General features: G+C 59.9%; 17 protein-coding genes. All 17 read left to right on the top strand.

The window, feature by feature from the left end; genetic code table 11:
• Positions 1-3: 3 nt before the first annotated feature.
• The 17 genes from nuoF (at position 4) to TRM7615_RS03795 (ending at position 15,176) form a co-directional block, all read left to right on the top strand.
• Positions 4-1,299 (top strand): NADH-quinone oxidoreductase subunit NuoF, encoded by a 1,296-nt coding sequence (gene nuoF / locus TRM7615_RS03875; protein WP_108785602.1) that lies wholly within the window; start codon positions 4-6, stop codon positions 1,297-1,299.
• 11 nt (positions 1,300-1,310) lie between these two features.
• Positions 1,311-1,727 (top strand): MAPEG family protein, encoded by a 417-nt coding sequence (locus TRM7615_RS03870; RefSeq protein WP_108785601.1) that lies wholly within the window; start codon positions 1,311-1,313, stop codon positions 1,725-1,727.
• Positions 1,727-2,227 (top strand): DUF3291 domain-containing protein, encoded by a 501-nt coding sequence (locus TRM7615_RS03865; RefSeq protein ID WP_108785600.1) that lies wholly within the window; start codon positions 1,727-1,729, stop codon positions 2,225-2,227. Before TRM7615_RS03870 ends, TRM7615_RS03865 begins: the two co-directional genes overlap by 1 nt.
• A 70-nt stretch (positions 2,228-2,297) precedes the next feature.
• On the top strand, positions 2,298-2,654 hold the full coding sequence (locus TRM7615_RS03860) for a hypothetical protein (RefSeq protein WP_108785599.1): 357 nt from the start codon (positions 2,298-2,300) through the stop codon (positions 2,652-2,654).
• 98 nt (positions 2,655-2,752) lie between these two features.
• Entirely contained in the window at positions 2,753-3,169 is a 417-nt protein-coding gene (locus TRM7615_RS03855) for a DUF5333 domain-containing protein (RefSeq protein ID WP_108785598.1), read from the top strand.
• Between the two features lie 3 nt (positions 3,170-3,172).
• Entirely contained in the window at positions 3,173-5,194 is a 2,022-nt protein-coding gene (nuoG, locus tag TRM7615_RS03850; protein ID WP_108785597.1) for an NADH-quinone oxidoreductase subunit NuoG, read from the top strand.
• Complete coding sequence (locus TRM7615_RS03845; protein ID WP_108785596.1) at positions 5,191-5,577, top strand: YNQ4 family lipoprotein; 387 nt, start codon at positions 5,191-5,193, stop codon at positions 5,575-5,577. Before nuoG ends, TRM7615_RS03845 begins: the two co-directional genes overlap by 4 nt.
• Positions 5,578-5,583: 6 nt before the next feature.
• Entirely contained in the window at positions 5,584-6,621 is a 1,038-nt protein-coding gene (gene nuoH / locus TRM7615_RS03840) for an NADH-quinone oxidoreductase subunit NuoH (protein ID WP_108785595.1), read from the top strand.
• Between the two features lie 2 nt (positions 6,622-6,623).
• Positions 6,624-7,118, top strand: a complete 495-nt coding sequence (nuoI, locus tag TRM7615_RS03835; protein ID WP_108785594.1) for an NADH-quinone oxidoreductase subunit NuoI — start codon at positions 6,624-6,626, stop codon at positions 7,116-7,118.
• A complete protein-coding gene (locus TRM7615_RS03830; protein WP_108785593.1) occupies positions 7,115-7,534 on the top strand; it encodes a carboxymuconolactone decarboxylase family protein in 420 nt (139 codons plus the stop codon). Before nuoI ends, TRM7615_RS03830 begins: the two co-directional genes overlap by 4 nt.
• The gene (locus tag TRM7615_RS03825) at positions 7,531-8,133 is read left to right on the top strand and encodes an NADH-quinone oxidoreductase subunit J (protein WP_108785592.1); all 603 of its coding nucleotides are present in this window, start codon (positions 7,531-7,533) and stop codon (positions 8,131-8,133) included. The genes TRM7615_RS03830 and TRM7615_RS03825 overlap by 4 nt, the downstream gene beginning before the upstream one ends.
• 2 nt (positions 8,134-8,135) lie before the next feature.
• Positions 8,136-8,441 carry an NADH-quinone oxidoreductase subunit NuoK gene (gene nuoK / locus TRM7615_RS03820; RefSeq protein ID WP_005624625.1) on the top strand — a complete coding sequence of 102 codons (306 nt, stop codon included), beginning with the start codon at positions 8,136-8,138 and terminating at the stop codon, positions 8,439-8,441.
• Positions 8,442-8,447: 6 nt separating this feature from the next.
• Entirely contained in the window at positions 8,448-10,583 is a 2,136-nt protein-coding gene (nuoL, locus tag TRM7615_RS03815; protein WP_108785591.1) for an NADH-quinone oxidoreductase subunit L, read from the top strand.
• Entirely contained in the window at positions 10,583-12,127 is a 1,545-nt protein-coding gene (locus TRM7615_RS03810; RefSeq protein ID WP_108785590.1) for an NADH-quinone oxidoreductase subunit M, read from the top strand. The genes nuoL and TRM7615_RS03810 overlap by 1 nt, the downstream gene beginning before the upstream one ends.
• A gap of 14 nt (positions 12,128-12,141) precedes the next feature.
• Entirely contained in the window at positions 12,142-13,584 is a 1,443-nt protein-coding gene (nuoN, locus tag TRM7615_RS03805; RefSeq protein ID WP_108785589.1) for an NADH-quinone oxidoreductase subunit NuoN, read from the top strand.
• A gap of 54 nt (positions 13,585-13,638) precedes the next feature.
• Entirely contained in the window at positions 13,639-14,388 is a 750-nt protein-coding gene (locus TRM7615_RS03800) for a biotin--[acetyl-CoA-carboxylase] ligase (RefSeq protein ID WP_108785588.1), read from the top strand.
• Between the two features lie 14 nt (positions 14,389-14,402).
• Positions 14,403-15,176 carry a type III pantothenate kinase gene (locus TRM7615_RS03795; protein ID WP_085795147.1) on the top strand — a complete coding sequence of 258 codons (774 nt, stop codon included), beginning with the start codon at positions 14,403-14,405 and terminating at the stop codon, positions 15,174-15,176.

Genomic DNA, 15,176 nt, shown 5'->3' with positions numbered 1-15,176 from the left:
GCGATGCTGAAGGATCAGGACCGGATCTTTACCAACCTCTACGGGATGCATGACCGTACGCTCAAGGGCGCGCAGATGCGTGGCCATTGGGATGGTACCGCCGGTATCATCGAAAAGGGGCGTGACTGGATCGTCCAGAATATGAAGGATTCCGGTCTGCGTGGACGCGGCGGAGCGGGTTTTCCCACGGGTTTGAAATGGTCCTTCATGCCCAAGGAAAGCGATGGTCGTCCAGCTTACCTGGTTGTGAACGCGGATGAATCTGAGCCAGGGACCTGTAAAGACCGCGAGATCATGCGCCATGATCCGCATACTTTGATCGAAGGCTGCTTGATCGCGTCCTTCGCAATGAACGCACACGCCTGTTACATCTACATTCGCGGCGAATACATCCGTGAACGCGAGGCGTTGCAGGCCGCGATTGACGAGGCTTATGACGCGGGCCTGTTGGGCAAGAACGCCGCCGGTTCGGGCTGGGACTTTGATCTGTTCCTGCACCATGGGGCGGGCGCCTATATCTGCGGCGAGGAAACTGCGCTGATCGAAAGTCTTGAAGGCAAGAAGGGCATGCCCCGCATGAAGCCGCCGTTCCCGGCCGGCGCGGGTCTGTATGGCTGCCCGACCACCGTGAATAACGTGGAATCCATTGCTGTCGTGCCGACGATCTTGCGTCGTGGCGCGGATTGGTTCAGCTCCTTCGGGCGTCCGAACAATGCGGGCACAAAGCTCTTTGGCATCTCGGGGCACGTCAACAATCCTTGCGTGGTTGAAGAGGCGATGTCGATTTCCTTCGAGGAACTGATCGACAAACATTGCGGTGGCATTCGCGGCGGCTGGGACAACCTCAAGGCCGTGATCCCGGGCGGCTCGTCGGTGCCTTGCGTGACCGGCGAGAACATGCGCGACGCGATCATGGATTTCGACGCGCTCAAGGAAAAAGGCTCGTCGCTGGGGACCGCTGCGGTCATCGTGATGGACAAGCAGACCGACATCATCAAGGCGATCTGGCGTTTGTCCAAGTTCTACAAACACGAAAGCTGCGGTCAGTGCACACCTTGCCGTGAAGGCACCGGCTGGATGATGCGGGTGATGGATCGTCTGGTCAAAGGAGAGGCCGAGGTCGAAGAGATCGACATGCTCCTGAGCGTGACCAAACAGGTCGAGGGCCACACCATCTGTGCCCTTGGCGATGCGGCGGCTTGGCCGATCCAGGGTCTGATCAAGAACTTCCGCGAGGAAATCGAAGACCGGATCAAGGCCAAGCGCACTGGTCGCATGGGGGCGATGGCGGCCGAGTAAAGGAGGAGACGATGGAAGGTTTTGCAGAATATTCCCACGCGATTGCGTCGTTGGTGCTGTTCACGCTGGTCGTGCTGGCACTCTCGCCGTTTTCGGCGCTTGCCAAAGCGGGCAAGGGGCTGGCACCGGGTGCCACGCCCGAACAGGACTATTCCGACAACGCCTATCGTCTGAACCGGGCGTATCTGAACGGCACCGAAACGCTGCCCGCGTTTGTGGCCGTGACGGTCGCAGCAATGCTGGCCGGGGCAAGCCCGTTCTGGGTCAACCTACTGGCATCGGTTGTTCTGGTCTCGCGGATCATCATGCTGGTGATCCATCTGCGCGGAATTGGACAGCCCAACAACGGTCCGCGTTCGGTCTTCTACGTCCTGGGGTGGGCCTGCATGGTGGCGCTTGGGATTATGGCATTGGTGGCGGTGTTTTGATGCAACCTGACGGATATCAACTGGCCGAGCTGAACGTCGGCCGCCTGCTGGCACCGACGGATGATCCGCGCGTGGCCGAGTTCATGGCGAACCTGGATCGTGTGAACGGTCTGGGCAAGCGGATGCCCGGATTTGTCTGGATGATGGAAGGCTCGGGCGAGCCCGGCACCGGAAACACCGAAAACAGCATCGGCGATGATCCGCAGTTCGTGGCCAACCTGACGGTTTGGAAGGATGCACCCAGCCTGGAAAAATTCGTCTGGGGCACAATCCACAAGCAATTCTATGAGCGCCGCCAGGAATGGTTCGAGGTTCTGGGCGCCATGCATTTCGTCATGTGGTGGGTGCCCGAGGGGCATGAGCCGACGTTGGACGAGGCCATGGAACGGCTTGAGCATTTGCGCACGCACGGCGCGACCGAACATGCCTTTGACTGGTCCACCCTTACGGACGCCAACATGTGGCAAACCCACGGCTGCTCCCATGTGGCGGCGGAGTGACCAAAACGATGAAACACATATTCACCAGCCAACCCAGGGATCTGGGCACAGCCCATAGGAGGACACTGACATGAAGACCACCCGTCTTGCCCTGCTGGGCATATTGTGCGCGGCTGTGGCGGTTGCCGGATGCAACCGCAAGAAAAACGCAGTTAACTTGATCACTTATGATGGCATCGAGTTCCGTACCGATGCACAGCCGGTCGACAAGAAAGCCTCTCTGGCCGACTTCTATGTTCGCGTCGAAGGTGCAGCGATCTCGGTGGACTCGGCGCGCAAGGCCGGTCGAGACCGTGCGTACCGCTATTGTATCGAGAACTATGGCACCTCGGACATCGAGTGGGCCGTCGGTCCGGACGCCGATCCGGCGCAGCTGCAGTTGGTTGATGGGGCGCTGACCTTCCGCGGGACCTGTGGCCGACCATGATCCGCGCATTGGCATATCCTTGCTCATCTGAGGGGCTGTTATTGAATAGCAGCCCGGATGCGGGTCGTTTTGGATCATCCAAAACGAAAGGGAATGTCATGTCCGTTATCAAGTATGCCGTTTTTGCGACCCTGGTCGCTCTGCCTGCCTCGGTCCCCGCTGCGGCCCAGGCCAAACCGCCTCTGCGCGAGGTGAGCGAGATCGACAACGAACTCTACTACATCGCCATCGCCAACGAAATCGCCGAGATTTGCAACGGCATCAGTGGCCGCCGGATGAAAGCGATCGGCGTGATGTGGGGACTGCGGTCCAAGGCCAACAAGCTGGGCTATTCGGACGATGAAATCCGGGCCTATGTGGAATCCGATACTGAAAAGGACCGTATGCGCGCCAAGGGCGAGAGCTATCTGGCCGCCAACGGTGCGAAATACGGACAACCTGAAACCTTCTGTGCGCTTGGTCGCGCAGAGATCAATAAAAACAGCGCGATCGGCGTGTATTTGAGGGCGAAATAGACCATGTCTGACCTCCGCAAGATCAATATCGATGGGCAAGAGCTCGAAGTGGACGGCGCGATGACCCTGATCCAGGCCTGTGAGCAGGCCGGGGTCGAGGTGCCGCGGTTCTGTTATCACGAGCGTCTGTCCATCGCGGGCAACTGCCGCATGTGCCTGGTCGAGGTTGTGGGCGGTCCGCCCAAGCCTGCCGCCTCATGTGCGATGCAGGTGCGCGATCTGCGTCCTGGCCCCGAAGGTCAGGCGCCGGTGGTCAAGACAAACTCGCCCATGGTCAAGAAGGCCCGCGAAGGGGTGATGGAGTTCATGCTCATAAACCACCCGCTGGATTGCCCGATCTGCGATCAGGGCGGCGAGTGTGATCTGCAGGATCAGGCGATGGCCTATGGCATCTCGGCGACCCGTTTCAAAGAAGCCAAGCGTGCGGTCGACGATCTGGACCTCGGCCCGCTGGTGTCCACCGCGATGACCCGCTGCATCAGCTGCACCCGCTGTGTGCGCTTCACGACCGAGGTCGCGGGCATCACCCAGATGGGCCAAACCGGTCGCGGTGAAGATGCCGAGATCACCAGCTATCTGAACGAAACGCTGGTCTCGAACCTGCAGGGCAACATCATCGACCTGTGCCCGGTTGGCGCGCTGACGTCGAAACCATACGCCTTTACCGCGCGCCCGTGGGAGCTGACCAAGACCGAAAGCATCGATGTCATGGACGCCCTGGGTTCGAACATCCGCGTCGATACCAAGGGCCGTGAAGTGATGCGTTTCCTGCCGCGCAACCATGACGGCGTGAACGAGGAATGGATCAGCGACAAGACCCGCTTTGTCTGGGACGGGTTGCGCCGACAGCGTCTGGACCGCCCTTACGTGCGCGTTGACGGCAAGCTGAAGCCTGCAAGCTGGCCCGAGGCTCTGGCCGCTGCGGCCAAGGCGATCAACGGAGCCGAAAAACTGGCCGGTCTGGTTGGCGATCTGGCTTCGGTCGAGGCGACATTTGCGCTGAAGCAACTGGTCGAGGGTAAAGGCGGCGTTGTGGAATGCCGCACCGACGGTGCAAAGCTGCCAGCGGGCAACCGTGGCGCCTATGCCGGGACCGCGGCCATCGAGGACATCGACAGCGCCGAGCGCATCCTGCTGATCGGCACTGACCCTCGTAACGAGGCGCCGGTGCTGAACGCGCGTATTCGCAAAGCCTGGATCCACGGGGCCGAGGTCGCGCTGGTCGGTCAGGCTGTCGATCTGACCTATGACTATGCCCATATGGGTGAGGACCGCGCCGCGCTGCAAAAGGTTGTCGACATGGGCGGAGATGACGAAATCAAGGCCAAGCGCTCGCTGGTGATCGTGGGGCAGGGCGCCCTGCAAGAGGCGGACGGCGCGGCTGTTCTGGCCGCGGCCCAGGCGGTTGCGACCAACACCGAAAGCGGTTTGTTGATCCTGCACACTGCTGCATCCCGCGTCGGTGCCATGGATGTAGATGCGACCAACGAAGGTGGTATGGACGCGATCAGCGAAGCGGACGTGATCTATAACCTTGGTGCCGACGAGGTCGAAATCGGAGACGGTGCCTTTGTTATCTATCAGGGCAGCCATGGCGACCGTGGCGCGCATCGCGCCGACGTGATCCTGCCCGGTGCGGCCTATACCGAAGAGAACGGCCTGTTTGTGAACACCGAAGGCCGCCCGCAGTTGGCCCTGCGCGCCGGATTTGCGCCAGGTGAGGCCAAGGAGAACTGGGCTATCCTGCGCGCATTGAGCGCGGAAACCGGTGAAGCACTGCCGTACGACAGCCTCGCACAACTTCGCCAGGCACTGGTTGCGGCTGTCCCGCATCTGGCCCGGATCGACGAGGTCGTCGAAAATGAAGTGCAGGCACTGAACGCGGGCCCGCTTGGCAAGGCGACCTTCCGCACTGCGGTCAAGGATTTCTACCTGACCAACCCGATTGCCCGCGCATCCGAGCTGATGGCTGAACTGTCGGCCGGGGCCAAGGCGCGCTCCGCGGAGCAGATTGCGGCAGAATGATCCGGATCGCACTCATATCCCTGATCGCATTGGCGGCTTGTGACGAGCAGGCCGGTGATACGGTGACACGGTTCTCGCCTGACTATCAGGGCGTTGAAACCTCGCTCCTGGACGGGGATCTGGTGCAATTCGATGTGACAATGACAGGCGCCCGCAACGAACGGGATGTGGACGCCTATGCCGAATGTGCGGCGGCGCAGTATGCGCTGATCCGTGGCTACGGCTTTGCGCGGCATTTGCGCACAAACATGAATGAAAAAGGTGGCGTGTGGTCGGCGGATGCTGTTTACACCATCTCGTCATCATTACCCCGTGGGTTGGATACCATCGACGCCGAAGTCGTGGTCGCCAATTGCGCGGAAAACGGAATACCCACGGTGTGAGGACCTATGGCTGAATTCTTTAACACCCCAGGCGGCATCGCCGTGATTATCCTGGCGCAAGTGCTTGCAGTTGTTGCCTTTGTGATGATCTCGCTGCTCTTTCTGGTTTACGGCGACCGCAAGATCTGGGCAGCGGTTCAGATGCGTCGGGGCCCCAACGTCGTGGGCGTCTATGGCCTGCTGCAATCGGTGGCGGACGCGCTGAAATATGTGGTCAAAGAGGTGGTGATCCCCGCCGGTGCCGACCGCACCGTGTTTATCCTGGCACCGCTGACCTCGTTCGTTCTGGCAATGATTGCCTGGGCGGTGATCCCGTTCAACGATGGTTGGGTTCTGTCGGACATCAACGTCGCGATCCTCTATGTCTTCGCTGTCTCCTCGCTTGAGGTTTATGGCGTGATCATGGGCGGTTGGGCCTCGAACTCGAAATACCCGTTCCTGGGATCGCTGCGGTCAGCCGCGCAGATGATCTCGTACGAGGTGTCCATCGGTCTGATCATCATCGGCGTGATCCTGTCGACCGGTTCGATGAACTTTGGCGACATCGTGCGCGCGCAAGACGGCAATCTGGGCCTGTTCAACTGGTACTGGCTGCCGCATTTCCCGATGGTCTTCCTGTTCTTCATCTCGGCACTGGCCGAGACCAACCGACCCCCATTCGACCTGCCTGAAGCGGAATCCGAACTGGTGGCCGGGTATCAGGTGGAATATTCGGCAACCCCATTCCTGTTGTTCATGGCAGGTGAATACATCGCGATCTTCCTGATGTGTGCGCTGACCACGCTCTTGTTCTTTGGGGGCTGGCTGTCGCCGATCCCCGGATTGCCCGATGGCGTGCTGTGGATGGTCGCCAAGATGGCGTTCTTCTTCTTCCTCTTCGCGATGGTCAAGGCGATCACGCCACGCTACCGCTATGACCAGCTGATGCGCCTGGGCTGGAAAGTGTTCCTGCCGTTCTCGCTGGGTTGGGTGGTTTTCGTGGCCTTTGCGGCAAAATTCGACTGGTTCTGGGGGGCATTCGCCCGCTGGAGTGTAGGGGGCTGATCATGGCAAACATCGACTACACCCGCGCCGCCAAATATTTCCTGCTACAGGATTTCTGGGTCGGCATGAAACTGGGGCTGAAGTATTTCTTCGCGCCCAAGGCAACGATCAACTACCCGCATGAAAAGGGGCCTCTGTCGCCCCGCTTCCGGGGTGAACACGCGCTGCGCCGCTATCCCAACGGCGAAGAACGCTGTATCGCCTGCAAACTGTGCGAGGCGGTCTGCCCGGCACAGGCGATCACCATCGACGCGGAACCGCGCGAAGACGGTAGCCGCCGCACGACGCGCTATGACATCGACATGACCAAATGCATCTACTGCGGCTTCTGCCAAGAGGCTTGCCCGGTGGATGCCATCGTCGAGGGGCCGAATTTCGAATTCGCTACTGAGACCCGCGAAGAGTTGTTCTATGACAAGGACAAGCTGTTGGCGAACGGCGAGCGGTGGGAAGCCGAAATTGCCCGCAACCTGGAAATGGATGCGCCCTACCGATGACCGACCCGAAAAACCCGTTCGAGATGATGATGAAGCAGGCGCAGGACATGGCCAAGGCCATGAACCCCGCGCTTGAAAACTTCTCGCCCACCGACGCCTTCAAAGGGTTCGAAGCCATGTGGCCGACCATGCCCAAAGAGGTGATGGAGATGATGTTTGGCAACACCGTCAACAAGGACGGGCTGGATGCCAAGACACGTCTGTTGATTACGTTGGCAGGGTTGACCATGCAGGGCGCGCAGGCGGATTCAGCTGTGCGCCAAACGGTGCGCCACGCGGTCGAGGCGGGCGCCAAGAAACAAGAGATCGTTGAAACGATCGGACAGATGTCGGTGTTTGCCGGCATTCCGGCCATGACCCGCGCACTGGAGTTGGCGCAAGAGGTCATGGGCGAAGAAGGGGACAGCGAAACATGAGTGTATTTGCCTTTTACCTATTCGCGATCAGCGCGATCACCGGGGGGCTGTTCACCGTGATCAGCCGCCAGCCGGTGCATTCGGTGCTGTGGTTGATCTTGTCGTTCATCTCATCAGCGGGGCTGTTTGTTCTGCTGGGGGCGGAATTCGTGGCGATGCTGCTGATCATCGTCTACGTGGGCGCGGTCGCGGTGCTGTTCCTGTTTGTGGTGATGATGCTGGATGTGGACTTTGCCGAGTTGAAGGCCGAGATGGCGCGCTATATGCCGCTGGCCTTGCTGATCGGCCTGGTCATCCTGATGCAGTTCGTGATGGCCTTTGGCGCATGGGAAAGTGCTCCGGGTGCCGCAAATCATCTGGCGCAGCCGGTGCCCGCTGATCGCCACAACACCGAGGCGCTCGGCGTCATTCTTTACGACCAATATTTCCTTCTGTTCCAGCTGGCAGGTCTGATCCTGCTGGTGGCAATGATCGGCGCCATCGTGCTGACACTGCGCCATCGGACCGACATCAAGCGTCAGGACATCGTTGCCCAGATGATGCGCGACCCGGCAACCGCGATGGAACTCAAGGACGTCAAACCGGGGCAGGGGCTGTAACCATGATCGGACTTGAACACTATCTGACGGTCGCGGCGACGCTGTTTGTCATTGGCATCTTCGGTCTCTTCCTGAACCGCAAGAACGTGATCATCCTGCTGATGAGCATCGAACTGATGCTGCTCGCGGTGAACATCAACCTTGTGGCGTTCTCCAGTTTCCTTGGCGATCTGGTCGGTCAGGTCTTCACGCTATTTGTGCTGACCGTTGCCGCCGCCGAGGCCGCGATTGGTCTGGCCATCCTGGTCTGCTTCTTCCGCAACCGCGGCACCATCGCCGTCGAAGACATCAACGTGATGAAGGGTTAAGAGATTATGGAAACCACTATCCTCTTTGCCCCTCTGGTCGGCGCGATCCTGTGCGGGTTCGGCTGGAAATTCCTGGGCGAAAAAGCCGCCATGTGGACCGCCACTGGCCTGCTGTTCCTGAGCTGCCTGCTCAGCTGGATCGTCTTTTTCACCTTTGACGGTGTCACCCAGCAGATCGAGATCCTGCGCTGGATCGAAAGCGGCGCGCTGAGCACCGACTGGGCGATCCGTCTGGACCGGATGACCGCGATCATGCTGATCGTTGTCACCACGGTTTCGGCGCTCGTGCACCTTTATTCCTTTGGCTACATGGATCACGATCCGCAGTGGCGCGAAGGTGAGAGCTATAAGCCGCGCTTCTTTGCCTATCTGTCGTTCTTTACCTTCGCCATGCTGATGCTGGTGACCGCCGACAACCTGGTGCAGATGTTCTTTGGCTGGGAAGGCGTGGGCGTCGCATCCTACCTTCTGATCGGCTTCTACTATCGCAAGCCGTCGGCCAATGCGGCGGCGATGAAAGCGTTCATCGTCAACCGTGTGGGTGACTTCGGTTTTGCGCTTGGCATCTTCGCGCTGTTCTTTTTGGTCGACAGCATCAACTTTGACGACATCTTTGCTGCCGCGCCCACTCTGGCCGAGACGCAGCTGACGTTCCTGTGGGCCGAATGGTCCGCGATCGAGGTTGTCTGTGTGCTGCTCTTCATCGGCGCCATGGGTAAATCGGCGCAGTTGATCCTGCACACCTGGCTGCCGGACGCGATGGAGGGCCCGACGCCTGTGTCGGCGCTGATCCACGCCGCAACCATGGTCACCGCCGGTGTCTTCCTGGTCTGCCGCATGTCGCCGCTGATGGAATTTGCGCCGGGCGCGACCGGGTTCATCACCGTCCTTGGTGCCACAACCGCATTCTTTGCCGCGACCGTGGGTCTGGTTCAGACCGACATCAAGCGCGTCATCGCCTATTCGACCTGTTCGCAGCTTGGCTACATGTTCGTGGCCGCGGGTGTGGGCATGTATTCGGCGGCGATGTTCCACCTGTTCACGCACGCTTTCTTCAAGGCGCTGTTGTTCCTTGGGGCCGGTTCGGTCATCCACGCGATGCACCACGAGCAGGACATGATGAACTATGGCAACCTGCGTAAGAAGATCCCCTATACCTTTGCGGCGATGATGATTGGTACGCTGGCCATCACCGGTGTGGGCATTCCGCTGACGCACTTTGGATTTGCGGGCTTCCTGTCAAAGGACGCGATCATCGAAAGCGCTTATGCAGGCGGGTCGTCTTATGGTTTCTGGCTGCTGGTTGTGGCCGCTGCGATGACATCGTTCTACAGCTGGCGTTTGATCCTGCTCACCTTCTATGGTGAAGAGCGTGGCGACAAGCACACCCACGAGCACGCGCATGAAAGCCCTATGGTCATGCTGGTGCCGCTTGGTGTTCTGTCTGCTGGTGCCGTCTTTGCCGGTATGATCTGGTACAACAGCTTCTTTGGTCACACCGATCAGGTTGCCAAGTTCTACGGCATCCCGGTTGCCGAGGCCGCAGCCGAAGGTCATGACACCTCGCACGGCGCATCCGGTTCCGACACTGTGTCGTCGGATGGCCACAGCGATGAAGCGGGTCACGCAGATGACGAACATGGCAAGGCATCTTCAGGCGAGCATCACTATGTCTTTGCAGGTGAACTGGGTGAGGGTGCTTTGTACATGGCACCGGACAACACCGTTCTTGATGACGCGCATGCCGCACCCAAATGGGTCAAGGTTTCGCCCTTCATCGCGATGGCCTTGGGTTTGATCGTGGCGCTTTGGTTCTATGTCTGGAACCCGGCGATGCCCGGCCGCATGGTCGAGAACTTCAACCCGCTCTACAGGTTCCTCAAGAACAAGTGGTATTTTGACGAACTCTATGACGCGATCTTTGTCAAACCCGCCCTGGCGATTGGCCGCTTCCTGTGGAAACGAGGCGACGGCAACACCATTGATGGCTTCCTGAACGGGGTGGCCATGGGCGTTGTTCCCTTCTTTACCCGCCTCGCAGGCAAGGCGCAGTCGGGCTACATCTTTACCTATGCCTTCTGGATGGTTCTGGGCATTGCTGCTCTGGTCACCTGGATGTCGATCGGCGGAGGCGCACACTAATGGATAATATCCTCTCCATCGTCACCTTTGTCCCGGCGATTGCCGCGCTCATCCTGGCCGTGTTCCTGCGCGGCGAAGATGCAGCCGCGCAGCGCAACGCCAAATGGGGGGCGTTGTTTGCAACGACCGTGACCTTCCTGGTGTCCATCGGCATCTACACGGGCTTTGATCCGGCCAACACGGGCTTTCAGTTCGTGGAAGAGGCCGAATGGTTCATGGGGCTGAAGTACAAGATGGGCGTTGACGGCATCAGCGTTCTGTTTGTCCTGCTGACCACCTTCATCATGCCGCTGACCATCCTGGCCAGCTGGAACGTGGAAACGCGGGTCAAGGAATACATGATCGCCTTCCTGCTCTTGGAAACGCTCATGCTGGGCGTGTTCATGGCGCTGGATCTGATCCTGTTCTACCTGTTCTTCGAGGCGGGCCTGATCCCGATGTTCCTGATCATCGGCATCTGGGGCGGCAAGGAACGCATCTATGCCAGCTTCAAGTTCTTCCTCTACACCTTCCTTGGCTCGGTGCTGATGCTGGTTGCGATGGTGGCGATGTATGTGGATGCAGGCACCACAGACATAGAGGCGCTGATGAGCCATCAGTTCGCTTCGCAGAGCTTCAGCGTGCTGGGAATCTACGTCGTGGGCGGCATGCAGACGCTGATGTTCCTGGCCTTCTTTGCCAGCTTCGCGGTCAAGATGCCGATGTGGCCGGTGCACACCTGGTTGCCGGATGCGCACGTGCAGGCGCCGACCGCTGGTTCGGTCGTGCTGGCCGCGATCCTGCTGAAGATGGGCGGCTATGGCTTCTTGCGCTTCAGTCTGCCGATGTTCCCGGTTGGGGCAGAGGTTCTGACGCCGCTGGTGTTGTGGATGTCGGCGATTGCGATTGTCTACACCTCGCTGGTGGCGATGGTGCAGGAGGACATGAAGAAGCTGATCGCCTATTCGTCGGTTGCGCACATGGGCTTTGTGACCATGGGCATCTTTGCGGCCAATCAGCAGGGGGTTGACGGCGCGATTTTCCAGATGATCAGCCACGGCTTCATCTCGGCGGCGCTGTTCTTGTGTGTAGGCGTGATCTATGACCGGATGCACACCCGCGACATCGACGCCTATGGTGGTCTGGTGAACCGGATGCCTGCCTATGCGCTGGTGTTCATGCTGTTCACCATGGCCAACGTTGGCCTGCCGGGTACCTCAGGCTTTGTCGGCGAATTCCTGACCCTCATGGGCATCTTCCAGGTCAACACCTGGGTGGCGGCTGTTGCGACCTCTGGCGTGATCTTCTCGGCTGGGTACGCTCTATGGCTGTATCGCCGGGTGGTCTTTGGCGACCTGATCAAGGAAAGCCTCAAGTCCATCACCGACATGAGCTCGCGCGAGCGTGCAGTGTTCACACCGCTGATCGTGATGACCATTCTGCTGGGGGTCTACCCCTCGCTGGTCACTGACATCATCGGCCCGTCGACTGCCGCGCTGATTTCGAACTATGACACGGCCCTGGCCGCGGCAGAGGCCGCGACTCAGGTTGCCGAGACGCACTAAGGGGGCCCCGGGACATGATCCAGGCTGATCTGACCGTAATCCTGCCAGAGATTGTTCTGGCCGTGTACGCCATGATGGCGCTCTTGGGGGCGGTTTACACCACCAAGGACGGCATGGCCCCGTTGCTGGTCTGGACGACCAGCGGGTTGATGGCTGTGCTGGCCATCTGGATCGCAACCGGCGGCCATGGCACCAATGTGGCGTTCAACGGCATGTTCGTCGACGACGGCTTTTCCCGCTTTTCCAAAGTGGCGATCCTGCTGAGTGCGGCGGCGGTTCTGGTGATGAGCCAGGACTACATGAACCGTCGCGGGCTGCTGAGGTTCGAATACCCGCTGCTGGTGGCCTTGGCTGCTGTCGGCATGATGATGATGGTCTCAGCAGGCGATCTAATGGCGCTGTACATGGGGCTCGAGCTGCAATCGCTGGCGCTCTATGTCGTGGCCGCACTGCGTCGCGACAGTGTGAAATCGACCGAAGCGGGTCTGAAATACTTTGTCCTGGGCGCGCTCAGCTCTGGTCTGCTGCTCTATGGCGCCTCGCTGGTTTACGGCTTCTCGGGCACCACTCTGTTCTCGGGCATCGTTCAGACCGCCAAGCATGGTGAGCTGTCGGTGGGCATGCTGTTTGGCCTGATCTTCCTGATCTCGGGTCTGGCGTTCAAGGTTTCGGCTGTGCCGTTCCACATGTGGACCCCGGACGTCTACGAGGGCTCGCCCACGCCGATCACCGCCTTCTTTGCCACCGCTCCCAAGGTTGCGGCGATGGCTCTATTTGCGCGTCTGATGCACGACGCCTTTGGTGCCGCGGTCAAGGACTGGCAACAAGTCATCGTCCTGCTGTCGGTGCTTTCGATGTTCCTGGGCGCGATTGCGGCCATCGGGCAGCGTGACATCAAGCGTCTGATGGCGTTTTCCTCGATTGCGCATATGGGGTATGCCCTGATCGGTCTGGCGGCAGGCACGGAACTGGGCGTCAAGTCGATGCTGATGTACCTGGCGATCTATGTAACCATGAACGTGGGCACCTTTGCCTTTATCCTGATGATGGAACGTGACGGCCAGCCCGTCACCGATATTGAGGCGTTGCGTCAATATGGTCGCCGCGAGCCGGGCAAAGCTCTGGCCGTTCTGATCCTGATGTTCTCGCTGGCTGGTGTGCCACCGATGCTTGGCTTCTTTGCCAAGTATGGCGTCTGGCAGGCGGGCGTGCAGGCGGATCTGACCGGGCTTGTGATTGCCTCGGCTGTGGCTTCGGTCATTGGTGCGTTCTACTACCTGCGGATCGTGTTCTACATGTACTTCGGGGAAGAGACCGAAGAAGCACTCGACACCCATTCCTCGCCCATCCTGTGGGCGGCGTTGATGGGATCGGCGGCGTTGATGCTGGTCGGTGTGGTCTATCAGTTCGGGATTGAGGGCGCAGCAGCTGCTGCGGCGGCAACTCTTGTCAACTGATCTGAAGCAGCGCTACGAACAAGGGGGCCTGGTCACACGACCGGGCCTTTTGTCATGAAGGCCTGGCCGCTTGGATACGGCCGCCGGGTGTTCGAAGAGATCGACAGCACCCTGAACGAAGCCGCCCGGATCGCGCCAACACTGGCTGGTCCGGAATGGATCATGGCCTATCACCAGACCGCGGGCCGCGGTCGGCGTGGCCGCGTGTGGAAGAACCCGCGTGGCAACTTCTCGTCCACGCTGGTGCTGCGCCCCGAAGGCCCGCCCGAACAGGCGGCGCTGCGCAGCTTTGTGGCGGCTCTGGCGCTCTTTGATGCGTTTGTGGCCGTGACGGGCCGGGCAGACGGCCTGTCGCTGAAATGGCCCAACGATGTGCTGCTGAACGGCGGCAAGATCGCGGGCATTCTGTTGGAAAGCGCGGGCAATGGAGGCGGTGTCACCCATCTGGCGATTGGCATCGGCGTAAATCTGATCGCTGGCCCCCCCGAGGACATCCTGGAACAGCGCGCCACGCGGCCAGTTTCACTGCTCGGCGAAACCGGTCTCAAGATCGAGCCCGAGGACTTCCTGCTGGAACTGGCGCTTTCGTTCGACAAATACGAAACCCAACTGCGGACCTATGGGTTCGAACCCATTCGCACCGCCTGGCTGGCCCGCGCCGCCAAGTTGGGAGAGGTCATTACCGCTCGTACCGCAACGTCCGAAACCGTGGGCACCTTTGAAACGGTGGACGCAGACGGCAACCTTGTCCTAAACACCGCCAAAGGGCGCGTCAGTATCCCGGCGGCCGACGTCTATTTCTGAGAAAGGGGCAGAGCATGCTCTTGGCCATCGATTGCGGCAACACCAACACCGTCTTTTCGATCTGGGACGGGACCGAGTTCCTATGCACCCTGCGCACCTCGACGCATCATTCGCGGACGGCGGACGCCTATTTCACCTGGTATTCGACGCTGGTGAAGCACTATGGGCTGGATGTGGACATCACCGAGGTCATCATTTCGTCCACCGTGCCGCGCGTAGTGTTCAACCTGCGCGTCTTTGCGGATCGCTTCTTTGGCGCGCGCCCCATCGTCGTGGGCAAGCCCGAGTGCCTGTTGCCGCATCAACCGCGCGTCGATGAGGGCACGCAGGTGGGGCCAGACCGTCTGGTGAACTCGGCTGGGGCCTTTGATCGTCATGGCGGCGATCTGATTGTGGTGGATTTTGGCACTGCAACCACCTTTGACGTGGTGGATCACGATGGCGCCTATGTGGGCGGCGCAATTGCGCCGGGCGTGAACCTGAGCCTTGAGGCGCTGCATATGGCGGCCGCGGCGCTGCCACATGTGGACATTGCCAAGCCACAGCGTGTAGTAGGCACCAACACCGTGGCCTGTATGCAATCCGGCGTGTTCTGGGGCTATGTCGGCTTGGTGCGAGAAATTTGTACGCGCATCCGTGAGGAGCGCGACCGACCAATGAAGATCGTGGCGACAGGCGGGCTGGCCCCGCTGTTTCAGCAAAACGCTGATCTGTTTGATGCCATGGAAGAAGATTTGACGATGCACGGGCTGACCGTGATACATCGCTATAACAAGGAAAATGGCTGA

The organism is Falsiruegeria mediterranea M17 (genome assembly GCF_900302455.1).
Taxonomy (GTDB): Bacteria; Pseudomonadota; Alphaproteobacteria; order Rhodobacterales; family Rhodobacteraceae; genus Falsiruegeria; species Falsiruegeria mediterranea.
The sequence above is the reverse complement of the archived record's forward strand: the minus strand, read 5'-3'. Positions and strand labels throughout refer to the sequence as shown.